Origin of the sequence: uncultured Dokdonia sp., assembly GCF_947492815.1 — a bacterium.
In the GTDB taxonomy this organism is placed as follows: domain Bacteria; phylum Bacteroidota; class Bacteroidia; order Flavobacteriales; family Flavobacteriaceae; genus Dokdonia.
The window spans coordinates 39,789-66,316 of record NZ_CANLOB010000024.1 but is presented as its reverse complement, the minus strand read 5'-3'; the positions used below and the strand labels follow the sequence as shown (position 1 = coordinate 66,316).

Genomic DNA, 26,528 nt, shown 5'->3' with positions numbered 1-26,528 from the left:
TAAATAAGCGCTATTATGAGTCAATCTATTCAAAAAGAAATACACAACGGAGTGGCAACACTTACGCTAAATCGTCCAGAAGTTTTTAATAGTTTCAACAGAGAGATGGCACTAGCTTTTCAAAGTGAATTAGATGCTTGTGAAAGTGATGCGTCTGTAAGAGCTATTGTAATTATCGGAAGTGGGAAAGCCTTTTGTGCTGGGCAAGATTTAAAAGAAGTTACTACACCAGATTTAAATCCAGGGTTTAAGAAAATTCTAGAAGAACATTATAATCCTATTATTACAAGAATACGTGCTATTAAAAAGCCAATAATTGCAGCGGTAAATGGGGTAGCAGCTGGTGCAGGAGCAAACATTGCGTTAGCTTGTGATATTGTGATTGCTCACGAAAAAGTAAGTTTTATACAAGCTTTTAGTAAAATAGGCTTAGTTCCAGATAGTGCAGGAACGTTTTTTTTACCTAGACTAATAGGATTTGGAAAAGCCAGTGCTTTAATGATGTTAGGTGATAAAGTGTCAGCTACAGATGCAGCGGAAATGGGGATGATTTATAAGGTAACCTCTCTAGAAGATTTTCAAACAGAAATAGAGAAGATTGCAAGTATACTTGCTCAAATGCCTACAAAAGCATTAGGCATGACCAAGCAATTACTTAACGAGTCTATGAGTAATACATTAGAAACACAACTCGCATTAGAATCAAAATTACAGATAGAAGCAGCAAGCAGTGAAGATTATGCAGAAGGTGTAGCTGCTTTTGTAGAAAAGCGTAAGCCAGAATTTAAGGGAAAATAGATGGTTTTAAGAGGGCTCTTTAAAGATGATCTGTTGTATGTAAAACTATGGAAAGATGAAATTGAAATCATCGATGTTGAAAAAGGAAAAAGAATACGAGAAAAATCAAGTATATCATTTTCCAATGTAAGACTTTTGATTGCCGATTTTGAAGTTGCAGAAGAGTTTTTTAAAAAAGTATTTCTAAAACTAAAGAAGGATTATAAAATTAAAAGATACAATTCAATCCTTGTTCATCCAATGGAATTAGTTGAAGGTGGTATTTCAGAAACTGAGAAACGTATATTTTTAGAATCATTCGAAAGAGTTGGAGGAAAGCTTGTCTTAATTTGGAATGGGAAGGAATTAAGTAATACAGAAGTTTTAAAGAAATTTAATGAGTAAATTGATTTGTCATTTTAAACTTGATGTGAAATGACAATAAAAGTAAATATATGAATATAGGTGTTATAGGAGCAGGAACCATGGGTTCTGGAATTGCACAAGTAGCAGCAACTGCAGGATGTGTAGTTTCTTTGTTTGATACAAATCAAACGGCATTAGAAACAGCTAAAGCAAAGCTTGAAAAAATCTTAAATCGATTAATTGAAAAAGGAAGAATCGATACGGTAGAAAAAAATAGAATTCAAGGAAATATCCAATATGTAAATTCTTTAAAAGAGCTAGCAGATGCAGACTTGACTATTGAAGCTATTATTGAAAACCTTGACATTAAAAGGAAAGTGTTTCAAGAACTAGAATCCTATGTATCTGATACGAGTATTATAGCTTCAAACACGTCTAGTCTTTCTATTGCATCTATTGCAGCATCATTAGAAAAACCAGAGCGTTGTATAGGAATCCATTTCTTTAATCCTGCACCTTTAATGAAATTAGTTGAAGTAATTCCAGCGGTACAAACTTCTCAAGGAGTATTAGATACGTGTGTTGCAGAAATTACGCGGTGGAAGAAAGTAGTGGCGGTAGCAAAGGATACTCCTGGATTTATTGTAAATCGTGTAGCACGTCCATTTTATGGAGAAGCATTACGTATGTACGAAGAAGGAATTGCAGATTTTGCAACCATTGATTGGGCTATGAAATCTATAGGAGGTTTTAGAATGGGGCCTTTTGAATTGATGGATTTTATAGGAAATGATGTTAATTATACAGTGACAGAAACAGTATTTAATGCCTTTTATCAAGACCCTAGATATAAACCCTCTTTTACCCAGCAAAGACATAGTCAGGCGGGTTATTTAGGACGGAAATCAGGACGAGGTTATTATCATTATACCGATGAAAATGCTAATAACGCTTTCGCGAAAGTGAGAAAAGGAGATTCACAACCAGAGGGAGAGCAAAGCGATAAAGCAAATTCAGATGAAGTAGTAGGAACTCAAATCTTTGATCGTGTGCTTGTCATGCTTATCAATGAAGCTGCAGATGCCTTGTTTTGGAATGTAGCGAGTGCCGAAGACATAGATAGCGCCATGACTAAAGGAGTGAATTACCCTAAAGGATTACTCGCATGGGCAGATGAAAAAGGTATTGATTGGTGTGTTACAATGATGGATACACTTTATGATGAATATAGAGAGGATAGGTATAGATGCTCACCCTTGTTACGCAGAATGAATAAAGAAGGAAAGAATTTTTTTGAATAGAGTACAACAAAATCAACCAATAGGAGTGAAATCAGTTAAAACTTTAATAGTATTGTTTTTAGTTACAACTCTAATAAGTTGTAAAAAGACAATTGTAGAAGTTCCTGACTCGCCATTCCCTATTAGCGAAGACGCTTTCTCTGTAGAGACTATTGTTGAGGGATTTGTTATTCCATATGGTATAGCTATCGTTAATGATACCGAATATTTTGTTACAGATAGAATAGGGAAGTTATTTCATTATAAAGAAGGGAGTCAAACCGAAATAAAAGGAATTCCAGATGTCAAGACATTTGGAGATAAAGGAATTCCAGCAGTCATGCATGGAGGGCTTATGGATGTCAGTTTACATCCAAAGTTTGAGGTAAATCATTGGATGTACATTTCTTATTTAGATACAGCAGGGTTTGCAAAAGTGTCTAGATTTAAAATAGAGAATAATCAGACAACTCAATTTGAAACTATTTTTAAGACAAGAACCCAAAACTATTACGGAAATGGAATGCGAATTGTCTGGGAAGATGAGGAGCATTTTTTTCTTAATGTAGGAGGGTCTGTTTTTACGACGAGTACAAATCCAATAGTAACAGCACAAAACCTCAATGAGGATTCAGGGAAAATACATAGATTAAAAGATGATGGAACCACCCCTATAGATAATCCAATTTTTGAGGGCTTAACAAAACCTACAACTATTTGGAGTTATGGGCATCGAGATTCTCAAGGATTAGTCTATGATAAAAATAGTAAAACATTGTTTGGCGTTGAACACGGTCCAAAAGGAGGTGATGAATTCAATGTTATAAAAGCAGGAGGTAATTATGGATGGCCTATCTTTACCTATGGTATTCATTATAATGGAGAAAGTATTTCTACCATTACAGAAGAAGAAGCTTTAAAAACAACCATATTGCCAGAGCATTATTGGACGGTACCAACAGAAGATGGAGGACAAGCAATAGCTCCTTCTTGTTTGCTGAAGGTAGATGGAAGTACTATCGAAGCATGGAATAATCATTTTTTGATAGGTTCACTAGCTTATCGAAGATTAATGAAATATAATCGTGATACAAACGAAACCGTTAGTTTAGCCATCGAAGGTAGGGTCAGAACGATAAAACAGTTGCCTAGTGGAGATATCATTGCATTGTTAGAACGAAATGATATTAGTAAGTCTAATGGTAGCATTATCAGAATAAGTAATAAAACTAAATAACAAATGCCTCTAAAAGGAGAGTTAATACCACATAAAATGCTAAGCCAAGATGCATACAGTACTTGGTTAGGAATTGAGATTATAGAATCTAAAGTAGGTTATGTGAAAGTAGGAATGAAAGTGCGTAAAGAAATGCTTAATAGTATGAATTTTGCTCATGGAGGTATTACGTATTCGCTAGCTGATACTGCTTTTGGATTTACTGCAAATACACATGGTAAATATGCCGTTTCTATAGAAACGAGCATTAATCATATAGAAGCATTAGTAGAAGGAGATTATATCACAGCCGAAGCAACAGTAAATCATCAAAAAACAAAAGTAGGTTTCAATATTGTGGAAGTAAAAAGAGGGGAAGAGCTTGTTGCTTTGTTTAAAGGTGTTGTTTATAGAACAACTAAAGATTGGACAGAATGAAAAGGAGGCTGTTTTTTTTGTTGTTCACTTGCGTTCTTATAAGTTGTAAGCAAGAATCAGATGTTATTACGTTTGAAGTAGGTGGAATAACGTATAAAACAGATGTGATTAAAGGCAGTGATGTAAAAAGTGAAGAAGTCTCGTATTCAGTTCATACAATAAAAGAAAGTGCAAAAAAACGTTATGAATCTATGACTACACTATTAGATTTTCTTGATGACTATAGTAGAAGTTATATACCAGAATTAGACACTTATTTAATTTTAGGAACACAAACATATGATGATGAGAAAACACATATGTATCATTTTTTTAAAAAGAAAAGTGATCGTAAGGCAATCTCTATTTTAGTGACGTGTCCTTATGATGAAAACGAAAAGTATAAAAAACAAATATATAAGGTAGTTGAATCTTCTCATTTTTAGTGAGAGATCAATGAGATATTAACTTAAATAATTTTAAATAAACTAGCTGTAAAATCATCAAAGATGATTAAAAATAATAAAATACATAAAATGAAAAAACAAATCATACTTATTGCAATGATGTGTATCTCAGTAATATCATTCGCGCAAAAAACTACAGAAGAATCACCCGAAGAAAATGCAGAGAAACTCAAAGAAGCTATGGAAATGCTATTTGGAGCAGAAGTGGTGATGGATGTAGATAAGGATTTATACCCTGTTGCTCAAGGAACATCGTATTTTACTCAAGACGAAAAAGCAGGAATTATAGCGATGGTTGTACCAGCTTCTTATGAGAAAATGGAAGGAGATCTTGCTCAACAAGAATCTAAAGGAGGTGCAGAAATTTTAGAAAGAGGTACAAAAGAGATAGGAGGGAAAAACATGTTATTTTTAAAGCAAAGAATAGACAGAGAAGGAACCCCTTATATTACGTTGATCTATTGTATGAAAAATACAGAAGAGAGTAGTATAGTAGTGACAAGTTTTTATGAAGAAAGTAAAGAAAAAACATATATAGCGTCTGTTAATACAGCCGTTGCCTCAGCAAAAATAAAGGCCAAAGGAAAATTATGAAAGAAGCATATATTATAGATGGAGTTCGTACTCCAATAGGAAATTATAAAGGAACATTAAAAGCAGTGCGTACTGATGATTTAGGGGCGCATGTAATACGTGAGGTTGTAAAACGTAACCCAGATATCCCTAAAGAGGCTTATGACGATGTGATTATGGGATGTGCAAATCAAGCGGGAGAAGATAATCGTAATGTGGCTCGTATGTCATTATTATTAGCAGGACTTCCATTTACAGTGCCAGGTGAAACTGTAAACAGATTATGTAGTAGTGGTCTTTCAGCAATTATACAAGCAAATCGTGCGATCAAATCCGGAGACGGAGATCTATTTATATCTGGAGGAGTAGAAAATATGACCCGTGGTCCTTATGTGATGGCAAAACCATCAACAGCTTTTGGAGGAGATAGCAAAATGTATGATTCTACCTTTGGATGGCGTTTTGTCAATCCAAAGATGAAAGAATTATATGGCGTTGATGGAATGGGTAATACAGCAGAAAACTTGGTAGAAAAATATAATATTTCTCGTGAAGATCAAGATTCTTTTGCATACCATAGCCAAATGAAAGCTACAAAAGCGCAAGAGTCGGGAAGACTTGCAAAAGAAATTATAGCAGTAGAAATTCCACAACGTAAAAAAGACCCTATCATTTTTAAAGATGATGAGTTTATAAAACCTACGACATCTAAAGAAATATTAGCAAAATTACGTCCAGCATTTAAGAAAGAGGGAGGAAGTGTAACAGCAGGAAATAGTTCTGGATTAAATGATGGTGCCGCGGCAACTATTGTTGCTAGTGAAGATGCTGTGAAAAAATATGGATTAAAACCATTAGCAAGAATTGTAAGTTCAGCAGTAGTAGGTGTAGAGCCACGTATCATGGGAATTGGACCTGTGCAAGCTTCGAATAAAGCATTAAAAAAAGCAGGATTGACCATGGATGATATGGACGTCATTGAGCTTAATGAAGCCTTTGCATCACAAGCGTTGGCATGTATTAGAGAATGGGGTTTAGCAGATGATGATCCTCGTATTAATCCAAACGGAGGATCTATTGCAATTGGCCATCCATTAGGAGTGACGGGAGCGCGTATTGCCTATTCGGCAGCTTTGGAACTTCAAGAACAGAAGAAAAAATATGCATTAATTACGATGTGTATAGGAGTGGGACAAGGATATGCAGCTATTATTGAAAATGTAAATGTATAAGCTTTTATGAAGGTGAAGTTTATGCTGAGCCTGTCGAAGTATGAAAGTGTATTTTAAAATATACCTATATGAAAATACTAATTATAGGAGGAAACGGAACTATAGGAAAAACAGTAACACAACGTTTTGCTGAAAACCATGAAGTACTTATTGCAGGGAGATCATCTGGTGATGTCACGGTTGATATCGCTTCTTCTGAATCTATTCAGAAGATGTTTGATGCTGTTGGGAAAGTAGATGCTATTGTGAATATTGCAGGAGATGCAAAATGGGACAAATTTGATAACTTATCTGAAGACGATTTTTATATAGGTATCAGAAGTAAGATGATGGGACAAGTAAATCTAGTTCGTTTAGGAAGAGCCTTTTTGAATGATGGAGGATCTATTACATTAACTACAGGAATCCTAGCTGATGAACCTGTAGATATGACCACAAGTGCGGCGATGGTTAATGGTGCAATTCAGAGCTTTACAAAAGCGGTTGCATTAGAGTTAGAAAGAGGTATTCGTGTAAATGTAGTGTCGGCTGATCTTGTAGAAGATGCCTACGAAAAGTATAAAGATTATTTCCCTGGAAATACACCCGTGCCTATGCATAAAGTCGTAGACGGCTATGTAAAGAGTGTACTTGGTAAAATTAACGGACAGATTATTAGAATACGTAGTTAATACGCTCCTGCCTGCCGTCAGGCAGGTTCGCGAAAGCATACTAACAAATAAAGAATTTTTCGATTTCAGTTTCGATTTCGATTTCAATTTCAAAAACGATAGTTTTTATGATTTTAGAATCTTATATAAATGGCCAATGGGTCAGTGGAGACAATAAAAATACCCGTAATATGTATGACGCTATTACTGGAGAAATAATAGGTCTTACAAGTACTGAGGGACTTGATATTGCAAGTGCGCTACAGTATGGTCGTGATCACGGAAAAGCATTGAGAGATATGACTTTTCAGCAACGTGGTAATATGATTAAAAAACTAGCATTGTATCTTAATAAACGTAAAGAACAGTTTTATGAAGTTAGCTATAAAACTGGGGCTACACGGGTAGATAGTTGGATTGATATAGAAGGAGGGTTTGGAAACCTATTTGCCAATGCGAGTTTACGTAAATTATTTCCTGATCAATCGTATGCTGTAGAAGGAGATCCTATCGATTTATCACGAGGCGGTCGATTTATGGCGCATCATATTTTGGTGCCCAAAAAAGGAGTAGCGGTGCATATCAATGCCTTCAACTTTCCTGTTTGGGGAATGTTAGAAAAATGTGCTGTCAATTGGATGGCTGGAATGCCAGCGGTTGTTTTACCAGCACCGCAAACGGCTTTTTTAACAGAAGTAGTCGTTAGAGAAATTATTAATAGCGGGATATTACCTCCTGGAGCATTACAATTATTGTCAGGACTTACCACGTCTATTTTAGATACGGTAGCAAGTCAGGATGTGGTCACGTTTACAGGAAGTGCGCATACAGGACGTTTACTAAAAGCGCATCCTAGATTATTAGAAGAGAGTGTTCCTTTTACTATGGAAGCAGATAGCTTGAATGCTGCTGTTCTAGGACCTGATGCTGTGCCAGGTACTCCAGAATTTGGCATCTTTATAAAAGAAGTACGTAAAGAAATGACGGTGAAGTGTGGTCAGAAATGTACAGCCATTCGCCGAATTATCGTTCCAGAAAATTTAATGGAAGACGTGCAAATAGCCTTAGGAAAGCAATTGGATAGAACCGTTATTGGCGATCCTAAGCTGAAAGAGGTACGTATGGGATCACTAATTAATACAGATCAACGAGATGCAATAAAAACACAAGTTGAAAAAATATCAAAAACGGCCGATATTGTCTACGGATCTTTTGATCCCGTAGAAGCAATGGGTGCCGATGGAGAAAAGGGGGCTTTTATGCGCCCTATCTTAATGCGCGAAGATCAACCTTTCAAAAATACACAGGTACACGAAGTAGAAGCCTTTGGTCCAGTAAGTACATTAATGCCATATAATGGTGTTGAAGAAGCAATAACTCTTGCTCAAATGGGAAAAGGGTCATTAGTGAGTTCTGTGGTGACGGCTGATAACGCTTTCGCGAAAGCGTATACAGTAGAAGCAGCATCCCATCATGGACGTATCTTAACGCTCAATAGAGAAAGTGCTCCACAAAGTACGGGGCACGGTTCGCCATTACCATTGTTAGTTCATGGAGGACCTGGACGCGCTGGTGGAGGAGAAGAAATGGGAGGACTACGAGGAATCAAACACTACATGCAGCGATGTGCTGTACAAGGAAGTCCTACAAGTTTAACTGAAATTACGGGAATATACCAGCCTAATGGAGCCTATACCGAAGCTGAAAAGCATCCTTTTGCCTATCATTATGAAGATATCAAACCAGGTATGAGTTTGCAAACGCATAAACGTACATTGACAGATACCGATATTCAAAATTTTGCAAACCTTACGTGGGATCATTTTTATGCGCATACGGATATTACAAGTCTGGATGGAAGTATTTTTAAGAAACGTACTGCTCATGGATACTTCATTATTTCGGCAGCAGCAGGATTGTTTGTGTATCCTAACAAAGGACCCGTTTCAGCCAATTATGGATTGGAAGATATTCGCTTTTTGAGACCCTTATATCACAATGATACGATCTATGTGCGATTGACTTGTAAAGAAAAACGTGAACGCGATGTGTCTGGAAGAGAGCATCCAAGTGGTATTGTAAAATGGTATGTAGAAGTCTTTGATGCAGAACCTGTAGATTATGAAAATGGAAAGACAGATGAAGAGGCAACAGCTTTAGTGGCGGTGGCTACTATTTTGACTATGGTAGAGAAAAAACAAACTACGTTTGTTGAAATGACTGAAGAAAAAATCAAAGAGTGCTTGTCTAAACTAACTGAAGAAACTACTCCAAAATGGGGGATGATGACCTCACAACACATGATAGAACATTTAGAGTTTAGTTACCGTGTAGGAGGAAATGAGTTACAAGATTTTGACATTGCAACTCCTGAAAAATACATAGATAAAGTGGCTGCAACCTTATGGAATTATGAGAAAATGCCGCATGACTATGAGATGCCATTAATGAAAAAAGGAACGGTTGAAGATTTACGTCATCCAGATTTAGAAACTGCGATGAAGAAGTTTTGGGAAGCACGAACGGTATTTGAAGACTTCTTTAAGAAAAATCCCAAAGCACAACCTAAAAGTCCAGTTTTTGGACATTTGACGAAGTATGAATGGTATTTACAAGAACGCAAGCATTTGAATCATCATTTTGAACAATTTGGTTTGGTATAAGTGAATGCGGTAGTCAATGCGCACTTGTTGCGCATTCGCATAAATCAACAACTTATTAGGTTAATCAAATGAACTGATAAAAGTATGAAAACAATGTATACTTATATTATGGCTCATATTGAAAATAAGTTATTTTATGTAGGTGTGACAAATAATATTAGACAGCGTACATTTGATCATAAAAATGCAACTTTTGGAACACATACGGGAAAGTATAATGTTAAACAGTTAGTTTGGTATGAAGTCCATGATAGCCCAAAAACCGCAATTAGAAGAGAAAAAAAGATTAAGAAGTGGAAACGAGAATGGAAAATAAATCTCATTGAAGAGATGAATCCAGAATGGCGAGATCTTTCAGAAGGTTGGAATTTTGAAGGCTATGTTACAAGTAAAGAGAAATTTGAAAATAATTAAAGCGAATGCGGACTAAATCCGCATTGACAATTCAATAAATATGAGCGATCCATACGTAAAAGAAGACATACAAAACGGCATCTCAACGATTACGTTTTTTCACCCTGCGCATAATAGTTTGCCAGGAGATATTTTAGCAAAACTTGCACATACAATAACTGAGGCAGGAAAGAATGATGAAGTAAAAGTAATCATTCTTAAAAGTGGAGGTGATCGTACGTTTTGTGCAGGAGCAAGTTTTAAGGAGCTAATCAATATTAATGATGCAGAAACGGGAAGGGTATTCTTTTCTGGATTTGCAAATGTGATTAATGCGATGCGTACTTGTCCTAAATTCATTATAGGTCGTGTGCAAGGTAAAACTGTAGGAGGTGGTGTAGGTGTTGCTAGCGCTACTGATTACTGTATGGCTACAAAGTTTGCAAGCATTAAATTAAGCGAACTCAATGTTGGAATAGGTCCTTTTGTAGTAGGTCCAGCGGTAGAACGTAAATTAGGGCTTACCGGAATGTCTCAAATAGCAATTGATGCAAATACATTTTATGATGCCGAATGGGCACGACAAAAAGGATTGTATGCCCAAGTATATGATAGTACAGAAGCATTAGATGACGCTGTACAGGCATTTGCAGAAAATCTTTGTACCTATAATCCAGAGGCTATGCGAGAGATGAAAACCATCTTCTGGAAAGGAACCGAAGATTGGGATACATTGCTAGCAGAAAGAGCTGCTATTTCTGGACGTTTGGTGTTGAGTGACTTTACAAAAGAAACATTAAAGAGATTCAAGTAGATTAACCATCTACTTGAATAATTCTTTTAATAGGAAGTGTAACTCCTTTCTTTAAAATAACGTCATTCTTAGTAACACCCCACACGGTAGTATATACAAAAATGACTCTGTCTAAAGAATCTTTGAAATAAATACGGACTTTGTTTTTTACGACATTACCTAGGCGCATTGCTCTGTTTATAGAGTGCAGTCGTAAATCCTTTTCTTGCTGACTTTTGAATACATCTTCATCAGGGAATCTTAATGTGTAAAGAAACTCTTTTTTAGTTGGGTGAATTTTTCCTGTAATTTCCATGAGGGTGGAGTTGTTTTAAGTTGAGTGGGTATATTTTAAGTGCTATTAACAATAAGATATAATGAATTTTTGATTGAACATATTTTTGTAAAAACTACATAAAATGTGTTTGGTTATATCATATTCTATTGTTTATTTAGGACTTAGTAGTAATATTAACGTAAATACTTACAGAATTATGTTATTACTTATGGTGTTTTAACATTTTTGTTAACAATAATATTGTTTTAGATGTATGCTTATGTTTTCATATTCATCTGATAATAGAAATTATATAATTTTTAAATTATGATATATAGTTTTAAAGGACATATCCCTGTGGTACACCCTTCTAGTTTTGTTCATCCGTTAGCCGCAGTTACTGGAAATGTAATTATAGGAAAAGACTGTTATATAGGACCCGGAGCTGCTATACGTGGTGATTGGGGAGAGATTATCCTAGAAGATGGGGTAAATGTTCAGGAGAATTGTACAGTACATATGTTTCCTGGAAAGTCTATACGCTTTCGCGAAAGCGCACACATAGGGCATGGTGCTGTAATACATGGAGCAAACTTAGGAAAGAACTGTCTCATAGGTATGAATAGTGTTATTATGGACGATGCGGTGATAGGTGATGAATGTATTGTGGGCGCTATGGCATTTGTAAAAGCAACTACAGTTATTCCTGCTCGAAGTTTGGTTGTTGGAAATCCTGCCAAAATCATAAAAGAAATAAGTGATGAAATGATTTCTTGGAAAACTGCAGGAACAAAATTATACCAACAACTTCCAGCTGATTGTCATGATACATTAAAGGAGGTCGAACCCTTAGCAGAGATTCCTGAAAATAGACCAGTACAAGAAGATTTCTATAAAACACTTCAGGAGTTTAAGAATACTTAATATAAGTGTAATATTAACACTTATATCATGCTGCGTTAATTTATTGGTAATTAAGTGTTAAATAGCTCAACCCTTTCATAAAAACTGCGTCTAAAGAGTATACACATAGTATTAATTCTTAAAAACAGAAATTATGAAAAAGTTATTGAAAACCTTTCGCGAAAAAACAAAAGAACTAGTTGCTCTCCTGCAAGAATTAGCAAATGGCGCAAGTTATGCTATACATAGATAAAGTATTTTATAAAGTGAAATAAAATATAAAGTACAGTTATGTTAGTAGATGTATAAAAGTGATAATAACGCTTACGTTAGTATCACTTTTTTTATGATAAAAATGATAAATCTACTTCATTTGTTTCTTTACTTGTAGATAGTACAATATGACTTTGTACATTACCTAAATAAGGAAGTAGCGTTAGTTTTGTAATAATAAATGTTTCATATGCTTCTATATCCTCAACCACTAGTTTAAGTAAATAGTCAAATCCTCCACTCACACGATGACATTCCACTACCTCAGGAAAGTTATTGATTTCTTTTACAAATTTTTCAAGATAACTCCGAGTATGTCCTTGTAATGAAATAGCTATAAAAACAGTCTGTTTAAGACCAATTTTTTTGGTGTTTAGTCGAGCAGAATATCCCTTAATTAACCCTTCTTTTTCAAGTTTTTTAATTCTTTCAAAAATAGGAGTTGTAGACTTTCCTAATTTCTGTGATAATGATTTTACAGTCTGATTAGAGTCTTTTTGTAATAGATCTAATAATTTTTGATCTGTAGCATCTAGCTTCATAAGTAATAGTTTACTGTTTTAATAAGTAAAGAGAAGTAAATATAGAATTTTATTCTATTTATTAATTATTAAAAGAATAAAATTCTACTATTAATGTCTATAATGGGTTATAAAGCTTTAATAATAGGTTTTATTAGTATTTTGTGTTAGTTGTAAATAAAATTATAAATGACAGAAGATCAGCTTTTAATGCCCAAAATGGGTGAAAGTATTACCGAAGGAACGATATTAAATTGGCTAGTAGCAGAAGGAGAAGCTTTTGAAGAAGGAGATATTTTATTAGAAGTTGCTACAGATAAGGTTGATAATGAGGTGCCTGCTCTATCTTCAGGAGTTATGAAAAAGCATCTTTTTGAACCTAAAAGTGTGGTTGAGGTAGGAACTGCTATTGCAATATATGAAGTTGTAGAAGGGACGATTACAAAAAAAGAAGTCACATCTACAAAGAAAGTAGAGAAAGCAACAAAAAAGGCAGTTAAGAAAACCGTTGCAAAAACAACAAAAACAATACAACAAAACGCTGCTTTTACAGTGCCAGATAGAACCCTGTTTGTGAGTCCGCTTATTAAAAGTATAGCACAGCAGCACCATGTATCTTATGAAGAATTGGCGCGTATTCCAGGCACAGGAAAAGAAGGTCGTCTCCGTAAGAGTGATTTGATGCAATATATAGAAGAAGGACGCCCTTTTCAATTTGCACAACCTGTTGCACAAGCAGACCCTACCGCTTATAGAATACCTCAGTTAGATCTAGATAAAGGAACTGGGAAAATTGTAGAGATGGATCGTATGCGCCAAATGATTGCAGATCATATGGTGTATAGTAAACATACGAGTCCGCATGTGACGGCATATGTAGAGGCAGATCTTACAGATCTTGTTGCATGGCGTAATGAGAACAAAGTTGTTTTTCAGAAAAAACATAATCAAAAACTAACATTTACGCCACTGTTTGTAGAAGCTGTTGCAAAAGCAGTAAAAGATTTTCCTATGATTAATGTCTCTGTAGATGGATCTAATATTATTGTAAAAGAGCATATCAATATAGGAATGGCAACAGCCTTGCCTTCTGGCAATTTAATTGTACCTGTTGTAAAAGATGCAGATAAAAAAGACCTAGTAGAGATCGCTTCAGAAGTAAATAGACTTTCGGCACTTGCTAGAGAAAACAAACTAAGCGGAGATGATATTAAGGGAAGCACATTTACAATTAGTAATGTAGGAACCTTCGGAAGTGTCATGGGAACTCCAATTATTAACCAACCAGAAGCAGCCATTCTTGCCACAGGAATTATAAAAAAACGTGCAGAAGTAATGGAACGCCCAGAAGGAGACTCTATTGAAATTAGACAAATGATGTACTTGTCATTAAGTTTTGATCATCGAACTGTAGATGGATTTTTAGGAGGAAGTTTCTTAAAGCGAATAGCAGATAATTTAGAACAATTTGATATAACGAGGACATTTTAGAATCAAGATACACGAAAATTTATCGTCAGGATTATATAAAAGAAAAGATGTTTCGTGTTTCCTGTATCAAAATATCAATATAAAAGCATACCTACTATGAATATAACAATCACTAAAACTACAGCGTCAAAAATGGATACTATCGACTTTGATAATATTCCATTAGGTCGCACTTTTACAGACCATATGTTTATTTGTGATTATACAGATGGGCAATGGCAAAACCCTAGAGTAATGCCTTTGGAGCTTATTCCAACACATCCAGCTGCAATGGCATTGCATTATGGGCAAGCTATTTTTGAAGGAATGAAGAGTACGCTTTCGCGAAAGCGGGAACCTCTTTTATTTCGTCCAGCAGAAAATGCATCACGTCTTAATGCAAGTGCACGCCGTATGGGGATGCCAGAATTTCCTGAAGACCTTTTTGTAGAAGGATTAAAAGCATTAGTAGATGTAGAAAAAGGATGGATTCCACCAGCAGATGGGAGTGCATTATATTTAAGACCATTTATGTATGCAGACGAGCCTTTTATTGGAATGCGAGCAGCAACAAGTTTTAAATTTATTATCATCGCCTCCCCGGCAGGGCCATTTTTTAGTAAGCCTGTAAAATTATGGGCAGAAAAGAAGTATATACGTGCAGCAACAGGAGGCACAGGAGAAGCAAAAGCAGCTGGAAACTATGCAGCAGCTATTAGACCTACAGAAATTGCAAAAGCAAAAGGATATGATCAAGTACTTTGGTTAGACGCCAATGAGCATACATATATTCAAGAAGTAGGTACTATGAATATCTTTTTTAAGATAGACGGACAATTTATCACGCCTAATCTTGATGGAGCTGTATTGCATGGTATTACAAGAAAAAGTGTGATCGATCTTTTAAAGCACAAAGGATATACGGTTACTGAAAGGCCTATCACCATTGATGAAATCGCTGAGGCTGCTCAAAATGGAACCTTAGAAGAAGCATTTGGTACAGGTACTGCTGTAGGTATCGCTTATATTCAAAAAATAGGTTGGGGAGATGATACCATAAAAGTATCAGAAACACATCCTGTTGGAGAAGACGTAAACGATACATTAAATGCCATAAAAACAGGAGCACAAGAAGATGTATTTGGATGGATGGTTCCAGTGACAACTCAAGAATTAGTATAACACCAAATAGTTGCCTGTCTTCACAGGTGCTAAAGATGAATAAAGAGATACTTAAAAAAGGTTTTAAAAATTTATGTACAGCAAAAGCAATGGCCGAGTTGTATGAAGAGAATTTTAAAGTAGTTTCAAAATATGTACACGCAACGAGTCGTGGTCATGAAGTAATTCAAACGGCTATAGGAATGCAATTATTACCGCAAGATTATGCATTTCCGTATTATCGTGATGATGCCATGTTACTGGCTATTGGAATGACACCACATGATTTGATGCTACAAGTACTCGCAAAGCGAGATGACCCTTTTTCTGGTGGACGTACCTATTACTCGCACCCTAGTTTAAGAGATGATGATAAGCCTAAAATACCGCATCAAAGTAGCGCAACAGGAATGCAAACTATTCCAGCTACAGGAGTTGCTATGGGGTTTTGGTATAAAGAAACCCTTGAACAAGGTCAAAATGATAATGTCAGTTCGAGCGCAGTCGAGAACCCTTTTGTAGTCTGTTCATTAGGAGATGCCTCAGTGACCGAAGGAGAAATCGCTGAAGCTTTTCAAATGGCAGCACTCAAACAATTACCAATACTTTACTTAGTACAAGATAATGGTTGGGATATTAGTGCAAATGCTGCTGAAACTAGAGCGCAGGATGCTTATGAATATGCACGTGGATTTAATGGTTTAGAAGCCGTTACTATAGATGGAACTGACTTCGAAGAAAGTTATAATACGTTACAAGATGTAATTCACAAAATACGTACAGAGCGTAGACCTTTCTTAGTGCATGCAAAAGTACCTTTGCTCAATCATCATACGTCTGGTGTGCGTATGGAATGGTATCGTGATGATTTAGAAGAAGCCCGTAGTCGTGATCCATATCCAAAGATGATACAGTTACTTTTGGATCAAGGAATTTCTCAAAAAGAGATCGATGAAATAATAGCTTTCGCGAAAGCGGAAACAGAAGAGGCTTTTTTGAAAGCGCAAACAGCAGAAGATCCAAAACCAGAAGATTTATTTACACATGATTTTGCGCCAACGCCTATCACCGAAGAAATCGGTGAACGCTCTCCAAAAGATGGGGAACCAGTAGTGATGGTAGATTGCGCCTTATTTGCTATTGAAGAGTTAATGCGAAAACATCCAGAATGCTTGATGTATGGTCAAGATGTAGGAGGACGATTAGGTGGTGTTTTTAGAGAAGCTGCTACACTTGCACAGAAATTTGGAGATCATCGTGTTTTTAATACACCTATTCAAGAAGCATATATTGTAGGTTCTACAGTTGGTATGAGTGCTGTTGGATTAAAACCTATCGTAGAAGTACAATTTGCAGATTATATCTGGCCAGGATTAAATCAACTCTTTACAGAGGTATCACGTTCTTGTTATTTGAGTAATGGAAAATGGCCTGTATCTATGATATTACGAGTGCCTATTGGTGCTTATGGGTCTGGAGGCCCATATCATTCGTCTTCAGTAGAAAGTGTAGTAACAAATATAAGAGGTCTTAAAATAGCCTATCCTTCTAATGGGGCCGATTTAAAAGGGCTGTTAAAAGCAGCGTATTATGACCCGAATCCTGTAGTTATTTTTGAGCATAAAGGATTATACTGGTCTAAAGTACCTGGTACTAAAGGTGCTACTTCTATAGAGCCTTCTGAAGATTATGTACTTCCGTTTGGGAAGGCTTGGGTGTTGCAAGAGATTTGGAAACAAGAAGATGTAGAAACCATTTCTATTATTACGTATGGAATGGGAGTACATTGGGCTATGAATGCAAGTGCTGAGCTGGGAATGCAAGACCGTATAGAAATAGTAGATCTTAGAACATTACATCCGTTAGATTATGAAACTGTTTTTAAGAGTGTAAAAAAATGTGGTAAATGTCTTGTAATTACAGAAGAACCATCTGATAATGGATTTAGCCGCGGTCTTCAAGGAAGAATTCAAGAAGAGTGTTTTCAAGAATTAGATGCGCCAGTTATGCTTATTGGATCTGAAAATATGCCTGCTATTCCTTTAAATAGTACCTTGGAGCAAACTATGATTCCTAGTACAGAAAAAGTGAAAGCTAAAATAGAAACTTTACTAGCGTATTAGATTTTTGTTTATTTATTGATACCTAGTACTTTAAAAGTATAAAAGTCATTTTTGTATATAAAACTATATATAGAAATGGCTTTTTTTGTTAAAATTTATTTTTTTTTAAAAAAAAGCCGTAAAAATAACTTGTTGATTTAGAGTTTTATGTGTTAAAATGTCTTTTTGTACGTAAAGTCTTACTATTGTTAATATTTTAAGGAAAATTCTCACATTTTATAAGTTGTGAATTATGTGAAAACCGTATGTGTTTTGAGGTGTATGTTGTTGTTTTGTAGGGTTTTATGATTTTTTATAATTTGGAATTTTATAACATAAAAACTAATTTGGGGTTATAAATCAATAATTTCCCAAATCAATGATTGTATTATACTCAACGAAGAATTTCTTTATTTCTACATTATTTTCAATACTATTTTTTGCCCCAATTGTAGCGCAGGTAGGTATAGGGACAACCTCTCCATCAGCTGGATCAATGCTAGACATTACATCGGCAGATAAAGGGGTGCTTCTTCCTAGAGTTGATATTGTAGACTTATCAACAGTGGCTCCTATTGTAGGTGGAGCTACTGTAGGTCTACTGGTTTATAATACAAATACAACCACTGGAATAGGCTATTACTATTGGAATGGTTCTGAATGGTCTGCATTATCTGATGCGTCTGTCAATGAAGATTGGGAATTAACGGGTAATTCTGGAACTACTCCAGGAACATCTTCTGGAGAAAACTATATAGGAACTTCGGATGCTCAGAATCTTATTATAGCAACTAACGGAACAGAACGATTACGAGTGTTAAGTGATGGGCGAGTATCTATAAATAATACATCACCATCTACTACCAATCTTTTGACAGTAGAAGCAGCAACAAATGAATCTGCAGTAAATGGTTTTTCAACAGGGACGGGAATTGGAGTTTTTGGACAGAATACAAGCACAGGTATTGCTATTTTTGGAAATAACTCTGGAGGAGGAGATGGATTAGTAGGACAAACAACTAGCAGTGGTGTATCTAATGGGTTATTTGCTGTAAATTTTGATGTTTCGGGTACAGCTATTTTAGGAGGAAATGGATCAACAACATATGCTATACCTACAAGTGGGTCTGGAGTTTCTGCATCTTCGGGATCATTAGGATTATTTGCATATGCAGGTGATGGCTCAATGGATAATGCAAATTTAGGAAATGCAGCTGCAGAGTTTGATTTAGATGCAGATTTTGATCCCACAACTTCTAATGGTAATAATGCCAATAGGGCATTTGCTAAAATAGCAGGCTTTGATAATGTAAGTCCAGATGGGGCTTTAAGTGCTGCAGATAGTTATTATGGAGGATATTTTAGTGGGGGACCACAAACAGGTAATCAAACTTTTGCTTATGTGGGAATGCGTTATAGTACTAATAATAATGGAAATAACGGAACAGATTATAAAATCATAGGGACAGGTTCTGTATCTACTTTAATCAAGGATGATCAAAACATGCCTAGAGTTATGTTTGCTCCTGAGGCTCCAGAAATTGTATTTCAGGATTATGGAATTGGTCAACTTGTAAATGGTGAAGCTAGAATCACATTAGATGCTATTTTGAAAAAATCTCTTTACATAAATGATGCCCATCCATTAAAAGTATATGTAACGCTTGAAGGAGAGTGTAATGGAGTATACGTGACTAATAAATCTATTGATGGATTTACAGTGAAAGAGCTTAAAAATGGAACAAGTAATGCTGCTTTTTCTTGGCAAATTGTAGCTAATAGAGCAGATACGAAAGATGCAAATGGACAAGTCGTTTCAAAGCATGAAGGATTGCGATTACCCATTGGACCTGGTTATATAACTCCAAGACCTTTAAAAATTAAAAGGCCTTATAAGGAAAGAGAATAGTATATTAACAAAAAAACACCGAAGAAAGGAGTTCGGTGTTTTTCGGGATACAATATGAGAATTGTATCATTTACAGGTCTTTTCTTTTGAGGAAAGGACTATATTTTTTCGCGAGTTAATTCGCTATTGTTCTCAGCAAGCGCTGGAGGGTACACTTCCATAATTTCTTTTACAATCTCTTGAATACGCGCTTCACGCTTATCTACATTACCAGAGATTAAGGATGCTGTTCCTTTACCTTGCCATACGAGTTGCTTTTTGTTTACATCTAAAAGATCTATGTATAGAATTCCTTCAGTGCGTTCAGAAACGGTGTTTCCATAAAAACCAGCACCTCCCCAAGGTCCAAATCCGCCCCAGCCAAATCTGTTAAATCCGCCCCAACCGAATCCGCCCCAGCCGAATCCTCCAAAACCGAATCTGTTATTTTGATACACATCTATGCGCTTGTTTGCTTTTGCAAAAATGCTAATAAGTACTGCAGGGTTTTCTGATTTTGTAAAACCCTTAGCAGCCATTTCTGTTTCAATTGCTCTAAGAACACGTTTTTTATCAAGATCAGAGATCTCTGCTTTATCTATGCCAGGTTTGTAAAAGGCATAGGTCTTATAGTCGTTAAAATTGACAGTTTGATCATAATCTGATGCGACACGTACAGTGCTACATGAAGAGACAACGAGCATGATGGCTAGTAATGGGAGTAATCGTAATGCTTTCATAGATTCCTTTTTTTAAGTGTTATTGTTCAAATAAACGATCTTCTACAATATTTGGTAATGTAACTTTCAAGTCGGGTTGTGATTCCATCGCTCTTTTTATGGCAAAAACAGCACCTTCATTACGAGCCCAACTTCGACGAGCAATACCATTATTTACATCCCAGAAAAGCATGGATTGCAAACGTCTTTCAGCATCATTACTACCATCAAGAACCATACCAAAACCACCATTGATAACTTCGCCCCATCCTACACCTCCGCCATTATGGATACTTACCCACGTAGCGCCTCTAAAACTATCGCCTATTACATTGTGTATAGCCATATCTGCGGTAAAGCGACTCCCGTCATAAATGTTACTGGTTTCTCTATAAGGAGAGTCTGTTCCTGATACATCATGATGATCACGCCCTAAAATTACATATCCAATGGTGCCTTGGGCGATTGCATCATTAAAGGCTTGCGCAATTTTCATACGTCCTTCGGCATCTGCATATAAGATTCTGGCTTGTGAACCTACAACAAGTTTATTTTCTTGCGCTCCTTTAATCCACTGGATGTTATCCTGCATTTGTTGTTGGATTTCTTCAGGAGCTTGTTGCGCAAGTTGCTCTAGTACGTCACAGGCTATTTGATCTGTTTTTGCTAAGTCTTCTGGATTACCAGAAGCACATACCCATCTAAAAGGGCCAAAACCATAATCAAAGCACATAGGCCCCATAATATCTTGAACGTAACTAGGGTATTTAAAATCAATACCATTTTCGGCAAGGATATCTGCACCTGCTCTAGAACTTTCTAATAAAAATGCATTTCCGTAGTCAAAAAAATATGTTCCTTTCTCTGTATGTTTATTAATGGTTGCTGCATGACGTACAAGCGTGCTTTTTACGCTTTCGCGAAAGCGTACTGGATCCTCAGCCATACATGTATTTGCTTCTTCAAAACTCATACCTAATGGATAATATCCACCGGCCCAAGGATTATGAAGTGATGTCTGATCACTTCCTATATCTATATGAATACTATGCTTGTCAAAAGCTTCCCAGACATCTACGATATTGCCTTGGTAGGCAATAGATACGGTTTCTTTTGTTTTTTGTGCTGTGCGAACTCTACTTACGAGTGTAGTGGTATCTGTGATTACTTCGTCTACCCAACCTTGTGAATGTCTGGTATGAACAGCTTTAGGGTTTACTTCGGCACAAACGGTAATACATCCTGAAATATTACCAGCCTTAGGTTGTGCACCACTCATGCCACCTAGTCCTGAGGTCACAAAAAGACCACCTTTAGGGGATTTTTTTATTTTTCTAAAAGCATTAAGAACAGTAATTGTAGTTCCATGTACTATGCCTTGAGGGCCAATATACATATAGCTTCCAGCAGTCATTTGTCCATATTGAGTAACTCCTAGTGCATTGAATTTTTCCCAATCATCTGGTTGCGAATAATTAGGGATCATCATCCCGTTTGTAACGACAACTCTTGGGGCATCTTTATGAGAAGGAAATAATCCCATAGGATGTCCAGAATACATCACGAGTGTTTGGTTGTTATTCATTTGAGCTAAATACTGCATGGTAAGTAGGTATTGTGCCCAATTAGAAAATACTCCTCCATTACCACCATAGGTAATTAACTCGTGAGGATGTTGTGCTACCGCATAATCAAGATTATTCTGAATCATCAGCATGATGGCAGCGGCTTGTTTTGATTGTGCGGGATACTCCTCTATAGGACGAGCATACATCTTGTATTCAGGTCTAAAACGATACATGTAGATACGTCCATAGGTGTTTAATTCTTCTTTAAACTCAGAAAGTAAGGTTGTATGATGTCTCGATTCAAAGTAACGTAGTGCGTTACGCAATGCTAATTCTTTTTCTGAGGAAGAAAGAATTTCTTTACGCTTTGGAGCGTGATTTATAGAGGTGTCGTATGTTTTTTTTGCGGGAAGTTCGTTAGGAATTCCTTGAAGTATATGTTCTTGAAAAGTCATGTGCTAATTTTTAAAATGATACTGATTTTAATTGAAGTATATTTTAAAAATCAGGGATAACGCATATTAGCCCTATGATGGATCGTAGAAATACAAGTGCGATATGATACGATCTTAGTGTCCATTTTTAGGATTGTGTATTTGTTTTTTTATCAAACCCATATGGGCAATGTCTACAACCGCTTTCACAACAATATCCACGTTTTAGATGATATTGCTCAGTAAAGCACTTATATCCTTCTGGAGTAAGGTAATAATCTCCTTCTTCAAGAGGAATTCGTTTTCGGGTAAAAGACATTGTAATTTTTTAATACTACAAATATACTAAGACTGTATGATGATTACTATTTATATTATATTGTTAATAGCTTGGTAGATAATTACTATAGTATTTGGTTTGATTGCTAAGATTATAGCTTACTTTTGAAGTGTGTTTTTCATTGTAAACAAATACCTATTAAGAAAGCGTTTTGTAGGTCTTACATTATGGCCTTTTATTATTATGAAACGCAAGGAATTAAAAGATGATTTCGTCTTTATAAATCATGAGCGTATTCACCTACGTCAACAGCTAGAAATGCTAGTGCTACCTTTTTTTATTTGGTATATAACAGAGTATGTAATACGATATATATATTATAGAAATAGCTATAAAGCATATAGTAATATTTCTTTTGAAAGAGAGGCTTATAGGAATGAAAGTAATCTCAATTATTTAAAAAATAGATCGAGCTGGGCTTTTATTAAATATTTATGAGAAGTACTACATATACGTATATTTAATTGGAAAATAGTGATTGAAACAACTCAAAATCAAGGTATACCTCTTTCTAATACCATACGTTTGTCCATTAAAAGGGAAGACCTGATTCATCCTTATATTTCAGGTAATAAATACAGAAAACTTAAATATAATATCGCTTTCGCGAAAGCAAATAATTATAAAACCCTACTTACTTTTGGAGGGGCATATTCAAATCATATAGCGGCAACTGCAGTAGCAGGAAAAAGATATAATTTTGATACCATAGGAATTATACGAGGAGATGAACTTGGGAAAGATGTCGAAAAAACACTATCAGAAAATAAAACATTAGCACGGGCAGTTTCTTTCGGAATGAAGCTTAAGTTTATTTCCAGAACGGCATATAAACAAAAAGAAGAACAACAGTTTTTAGATGCACTCAAAAAAGAATATCCAGATGCATATATCTTGCCAGAAGGAGGAACTAATGAGCTAGCTATAAAAGGATGTGAAGAAATACTAACACCTTCAGACCTTTCATTTGATTATATATGTTGTGCCGTAGGAACAGGAGGAACGATATCAGGAATTATAAATGCGTCTGACTCTTCTCAAAAAATACTTGGATTTCCAGCATTAAAAGGCAATTTTTTGGAAGATGAAATACAAAGTGTTGTAAAGAAAAAGAATTGGCAGCTAGTACAGACGTGTCATTTTGGGGGATATGCTAAAGTTACAGATGAGCTTGTACGTTTTATGAATGAATTTAAAAAATCATACAATATAGTATTAGATCCTATCTATACAGGAAAAATGATGTACGGAATTTTTGACCTCATTTCACAAGGATATTTCCCGCAAAATTCCCGTATTTTAGCAATCCATACGGGAGGTCTTCAGGGAGTGGAAGGAATCAATAAAAGATTAGAAAAAAAAGGACTTCAAACGATAGATATATAGAAAATGATAAGACGAATAGCACTTTTGTTTTTAATTGGATTTGTACTTGGGAGTTGTGGATCTTCAAAAAGAACAACTCGTAAAGTTACTCCTAAAAAAGAACGAAAAGAACGTGTAACAACCTCGCCTAAAGAGACGCCTTCTGAAAAAGAAGAGAAAGTAGTAAATCCGGTTCCTAAAACAGGAGTAAACGGTTATATAGAAACCTATGTGTCGATTGCTCAAGAAGAGATGCGTCAGTATGGAATACCTGCAAGTATAACATTAGCTCAGGGAATTTTAGAGTCTGGAGCAGGAGATGGAGAGTTGGTGAGAAAAGCAAATAACCATTTTGGTATCAAATGTCATGATTGGAAAGGAGCAAGAGTGTACCATGATGATGATGAAAAAGGAGAGTGTTTTAGAAAGTATAGCTTAGCTAAGTTTTCATTTAGAGATCACTCTTTATTCTTATCTAATAGGGGGCGATATTCTAGCCTTTTTAAATTACCTAAAGATGATTATAAGGGCTGGGCAAAAGGACTGCGAGCAGCTGGATATGCTACAGATAAAAAATATCCTGATAAATTAATATCACTTATTGAGCGCTATAAATTATATCAATATGATGGGGAAGTACTTGGTAAAAAAGAAAAAGATTACAAGAAAGTAGTTGATAGAAAAAATCAGCATACAGTAGAAAAAGGAGAAACATTATATCGTATTGCTAAAAAGTACAGGGTTACAGTTGAAGATCTTAAAAAATTCAACGGACTTGAGAGCAATGAGATTTTTGTAGGACAAGTATTGTATGTAGAACCATTTGATAGAGGAAATTAATTCATGATATATAAAAGAAGTAGCGCATTATTTGTAGAAGCGCAAAAGGTTATTCCAGGAGGTGTTAATAGCCCTGTAAGAGCATTTAAATCTGTAGGCGGTGACCCTATTTTTGTAAAAGAAGCAAAAGGAGCCTATCTCTATGATGAAGATGGTAGAAGACTTATAGATTATATTAATTCTTGGGGGCCTATGCTATTAGGACATGCCTATCAACCTGTTGTAGATGCCGTAGTGGCTAAGGCTCAAAAAGGAACCTCTTTTGGGATGCCTACAGAGATTGAAACAGAAATCGCTAAACTGGCTATAGATATGGTGCCAGGTATTGATAAAATACGCTTCGTAAACAGCGGAACCGAAGCTTGTATGAGTGCGATACGTCTCGCCAGAGGTTTCACAAATAGAGAAAAGATTATAAAATTTTCAGGATGTTATCATGGGCATTCAGATTCTTTCTTAATTCAAGCTGGTAGTGGAGCTGTTACATTTGGAACTCCTAATAGTCCTGGCGTTACTGAAGGTACCGCTAAAGATACTTTACTAGCTGATTATAATAATATAGATCAAATAGAAGCGCTTTTTAAAGCAAATCCTAATCAGATTGCAGCCATTATCGTAGAACCTGTAGCAGGTAATATGGGGTGTATTCCTCCTAAAGATAGATTCTTAGAAGGATTGAGAGATTTGTGTGATCAACATCATGCATTACTCATCTTTGATGAGGTAATGACGGGTTTTAGGTTAGCTAAAGGAGGTGTTCAAGAACTCAAGAGTGTGACAGCAGATATTGTAACTTTTGGAAAAGTGATCGGAGGTGGTTTACCTGTGGGTGCTTTTGCTGCACGTGACGAAATCATGAGTCATTTGGCTCCTTTAGGTCCAGTATATCAGGCAGGAACATTAAGCGGAAATCCATTGGCAATGGCAGCAGGTTTGGCTATGCTTACAGAGATCAATACGAATGAAGGTCTTTTTAAACGCTTAGAAGAAAAGACAGCATATCTACATAAAGGGATTGAAGCAGCGCTAAATGCTCAGGATGTAATACATACTATTAATAGAGTGGGGTCTATGATCTCTGTTCATTTTGCAGCAGATGAAGTTGTTGATTTTAAAACAGCTGCACTAGGTGATAATGACACGTTTAAAAAGTTTTTCCACGGGTTATTAGCAGAAGGTATCTACATTGCGCCTAGCGCTTATGAGACTTGGTTTATTACAGATGCCTTGACATATGAAGATTTAGATACAACCATACGTGCTGTACAGAAAGTAGCAAGTACTTTGTAATACCTCAAATAGATTTAAAAACAAAAGGAGAGACTTTCTAAAATCTCTCCTTTATCCAAACAGCATCTGCGTTACCTTCTTCGGGTGTGGTGCTTGTTTTTTCTTTTTTGCTTGCTTTTATGTTTCAGCTTTTGCCATTTTTCAAATTGCTCTGTGGTTAAAATAGTTTTCATTTCTTTTTGAATCGCGATCATATGATCCAGTTTTCTTGTTTTTAATTCAAAACGCTGTTCCTTTGTTAATTCTGATCGACCTTCTTTTTTTCGTTCTGCTATAAATGCCTTTCTTTTTTTAGCTTGCTCTAGTTGTATATTATAGATCTTATTTGCTTGTTGATCACTTAAATCTAGTGCAAGTGTCATTTTTTTTGTTTGTAGCGTTGCTTGTTGTTCTGCGCTTAATTGCGCTCTCTTTTCATGTTGTCCTCTTTGTGCTGTAGCTGTAATCGTTAAGCAAAGAACAATCGCTGTTAAAATATGTTTCATTCTTCTAATATGTTTTGTTATGCTATTATGACCATATGTTTGTTATAAGGTTTAAAGAGGGCTAG

The 26,528-nt window shown here is 35.8% G+C and carries 26 protein-coding genes; 20 read left to right on the top strand and 6 right to left on the bottom strand.

All coding sequences use genetic code 11. The features are described 5' to 3' along the window. Nucleotides 1-15: 15 nt before the first annotated feature. The 12 genes from Q1A01_RS18460 (at nt 16) to Q1A01_RS18405 (ending at nt 10,848) form a co-directional block, all read left to right on the top strand. Nucleotides 16-798, top strand: a complete 783-nt coding sequence (locus Q1A01_RS18460) for an enoyl-CoA hydratase-related protein (protein WP_299683775.1) — start codon at nt 16-18, stop codon at nt 796-798. Further along, entirely contained in the window at nt 799-1,182 is a 384-nt protein-coding gene (locus Q1A01_RS18455; protein ID WP_299683773.1) for a hypothetical protein, read from the top strand. A 50-nt stretch (nt 1,183-1,232) separates the two neighbouring features. Next, nucleotides 1,233-2,444, top strand: a complete 1,212-nt coding sequence (locus Q1A01_RS18450; RefSeq protein ID WP_299683772.1) for a 3-hydroxyacyl-CoA dehydrogenase NAD-binding domain-containing protein — start codon at nt 1,233-1,235, stop codon at nt 2,442-2,444. 25 nt (nt 2,445-2,469) lie between these two features. Then, nucleotides 2,470-3,660: a PQQ-dependent sugar dehydrogenase gene (locus Q1A01_RS18445; protein WP_299683771.1), complete on the top strand. Its 1,191-nt coding sequence runs from the start codon at nt 2,470-2,472 to the stop codon at nt 3,658-3,660. Nucleotides 3,661-3,663: 3 nt separating this feature from the next. Further along, complete coding sequence (locus tag Q1A01_RS18440; RefSeq protein ID WP_299683770.1) at nt 3,664-4,077, top strand: PaaI family thioesterase; 414 nt, start codon at nt 3,664-3,666, stop codon at nt 4,075-4,077. Between the two features lie 17 nt (nt 4,078-4,094). Next, complete coding sequence (locus Q1A01_RS18435) at nt 4,095-4,502, top strand: hypothetical protein (RefSeq protein WP_299683769.1); 408 nt, start codon at nt 4,095-4,097, stop codon at nt 4,500-4,502. A 90-nt stretch (nt 4,503-4,592) separates the two neighbouring features. Beyond that, complete coding sequence (locus Q1A01_RS18430) at nt 4,593-5,117, top strand: hypothetical protein (RefSeq protein ID WP_299683768.1); 525 nt, start codon at nt 4,593-4,595, stop codon at nt 5,115-5,117. After that, nucleotides 5,114-6,328, top strand: coding sequence for a 3-oxoadipyl-CoA thiolase (gene pcaF / locus Q1A01_RS18425; protein ID WP_299683767.1), 1,215 nt, complete (start codon nt 5,114-5,116; stop codon nt 6,326-6,328). Before Q1A01_RS18430 ends, pcaF begins: the two co-directional genes overlap by 4 nt. A gap of 68 nt (nt 6,329-6,396) precedes the next feature. Further along, nucleotides 6,397-6,999, top strand: a complete 603-nt coding sequence (locus Q1A01_RS18420; protein WP_299683766.1) for a short chain dehydrogenase — start codon at nt 6,397-6,399, stop codon at nt 6,997-6,999. A 107-nt stretch (nt 7,000-7,106) separates the two neighbouring features. Further along, nucleotides 7,107-9,641: a phenylacetic acid degradation bifunctional protein PaaZ gene (gene paaZ / locus Q1A01_RS18415; RefSeq protein ID WP_299683765.1), complete on the top strand. Its 2,535-nt coding sequence runs from the start codon at nt 7,107-7,109 to the stop codon at nt 9,639-9,641. An 84-nt stretch (nt 9,642-9,725) separates the two neighbouring features. Further along, the gene (locus Q1A01_RS18410; RefSeq protein WP_299683764.1) at nt 9,726-10,055 is read left to right on the top strand and encodes a GIY-YIG nuclease family protein; all 330 of its coding nucleotides are present in this window, start codon (nt 9,726-9,728) and stop codon (nt 10,053-10,055) included. Nucleotides 10,056-10,095: 40 nt separating this feature from the next. Then, entirely contained in the window at nt 10,096-10,848 is a 753-nt protein-coding gene (locus Q1A01_RS18405) for an enoyl-CoA hydratase/isomerase family protein (RefSeq protein WP_299683763.1), read from the top strand. Nucleotide 10,849: 1 nt separating this feature from the next. Here the strand turns inward: Q1A01_RS18405 and Q1A01_RS18400 are convergent, their stop codons facing one another. Beyond that, nucleotides 10,850-11,143, bottom strand: a complete 294-nt coding sequence (locus Q1A01_RS18400) for a hypothetical protein (protein WP_299683762.1) — start codon at nt 11,141-11,143, stop codon at nt 10,850-10,852. Between the two features lie 288 nt (nt 11,144-11,431). Here Q1A01_RS18400 and Q1A01_RS18395 point away from each other — a divergent pair, with 288 nt between their 5' ends. Then, a complete protein-coding gene (locus Q1A01_RS18395; protein ID WP_299683761.1) occupies nt 11,432-12,028 on the top strand; it encodes a transferase hexapeptide repeat family protein in 597 nt (198 codons plus the stop codon). Nucleotides 12,029-12,351: 323 nt separating this feature from the next. Here the strand turns inward: Q1A01_RS18395 and Q1A01_RS18390 are convergent, their stop codons facing one another. Continuing rightward, nucleotides 12,352-12,822: an Lrp/AsnC family transcriptional regulator gene (locus tag Q1A01_RS18390; protein WP_299683760.1), complete on the bottom strand. Its 471-nt coding sequence runs from the start codon at nt 12,820-12,822 to the stop codon at nt 12,352-12,354. A 168-nt stretch (nt 12,823-12,990) separates the two neighbouring features. Between Q1A01_RS18390 and Q1A01_RS18385 the strand changes: the two genes are divergently transcribed. From Q1A01_RS18385 to Q1A01_RS18370, 4 genes are all read left to right on the top strand, one after another. Next, nucleotides 12,991-14,292: a dihydrolipoamide acetyltransferase family protein gene (locus Q1A01_RS18385; RefSeq protein WP_299683759.1), complete on the top strand. Its 1,302-nt coding sequence runs from the start codon at nt 12,991-12,993 to the stop codon at nt 14,290-14,292. A 96-nt stretch (nt 14,293-14,388) separates the two neighbouring features. Next, nucleotides 14,389-15,453 (top strand): branched-chain amino acid aminotransferase, encoded by a 1,065-nt coding sequence (locus tag Q1A01_RS18380; protein ID WP_299683758.1) that lies wholly within the window; start codon nt 14,389-14,391, stop codon nt 15,451-15,453. Nucleotides 15,454-15,488: 35 nt separating this feature from the next. Continuing rightward, entirely contained in the window at nt 15,489-17,555 is a 2,067-nt protein-coding gene (locus Q1A01_RS18375) for an alpha-ketoacid dehydrogenase subunit alpha/beta (protein ID WP_299683757.1), read from the top strand. Between the two features lie 358 nt (nt 17,556-17,913). Then, complete coding sequence (locus Q1A01_RS18370) at nt 17,914-19,443, top strand: hypothetical protein (RefSeq protein ID WP_299683756.1); 1,530 nt, start codon at nt 17,914-17,916, stop codon at nt 19,441-19,443. Between the two features lie 98 nt (nt 19,444-19,541). Here the strand turns inward: Q1A01_RS18370 and Q1A01_RS18365 are convergent, their stop codons facing one another. The 3 genes from Q1A01_RS18365 to Q1A01_RS18355 form a co-directional block, all read right to left on the bottom strand. After that, a complete protein-coding gene (locus Q1A01_RS18365) occupies nt 19,542-20,162 on the bottom strand; it encodes a DUF4136 domain-containing protein (protein ID WP_299683755.1) in 621 nt (206 codons plus the stop codon). A gap of 19 nt (nt 20,163-20,181) precedes the next feature. After that, nucleotides 20,182-22,164, bottom strand: coding sequence for a urocanate hydratase (locus Q1A01_RS18360; protein WP_299683754.1), 1,983 nt, complete (start codon nt 22,162-22,164; stop codon nt 20,182-20,184). Between the two features lie 127 nt (nt 22,165-22,291). Next, a complete protein-coding gene (locus tag Q1A01_RS18355; RefSeq protein ID WP_299683753.1) occupies nt 22,292-22,462 on the bottom strand; it encodes a DUF5522 domain-containing protein in 171 nt (56 codons plus the stop codon). Between the two features lie 495 nt (nt 22,463-22,957). Here Q1A01_RS18355 and Q1A01_RS18345 point away from each other — a divergent pair, with 495 nt between their 5' ends. Genes Q1A01_RS18345 through hemL form a run of 3 tightly spaced genes read left to right on the top strand, consistent with a single transcriptional unit; the run spans nt 22,958 to nt 25,978 of the window. Then, the gene (locus tag Q1A01_RS18345; protein ID WP_299683751.1) at nt 22,958-23,869 is read left to right on the top strand and encodes a pyridoxal-phosphate dependent enzyme; all 912 of its coding nucleotides are present in this window, start codon (nt 22,958-22,960) and stop codon (nt 23,867-23,869) included. A 3-nt stretch (nt 23,870-23,872) separates the two neighbouring features. Continuing rightward, entirely contained in the window at nt 23,873-24,688 is an 816-nt protein-coding gene (locus Q1A01_RS18340) for a glucosaminidase domain-containing protein (RefSeq protein WP_299683750.1), read from the top strand. 3 nt (nt 24,689-24,691) lie between these two features. Beyond that, nucleotides 24,692-25,978 (top strand): glutamate-1-semialdehyde 2,1-aminomutase, encoded by a 1,287-nt coding sequence (gene hemL, locus Q1A01_RS18335; RefSeq protein ID WP_299683749.1) that lies wholly within the window; start codon nt 24,692-24,694, stop codon nt 25,976-25,978. A 71-nt stretch (nt 25,979-26,049) separates the two neighbouring features. Here hemL and Q1A01_RS18330 read toward each other — a convergent pair whose 3' ends face one another. Then, nucleotides 26,050-26,463: a hypothetical protein gene (locus Q1A01_RS18330; RefSeq protein WP_299683748.1), complete on the bottom strand. Its 414-nt coding sequence runs from the start codon at nt 26,461-26,463 to the stop codon at nt 26,050-26,052. Nucleotides 26,464-26,528: the final 65 nt, after the last annotated feature.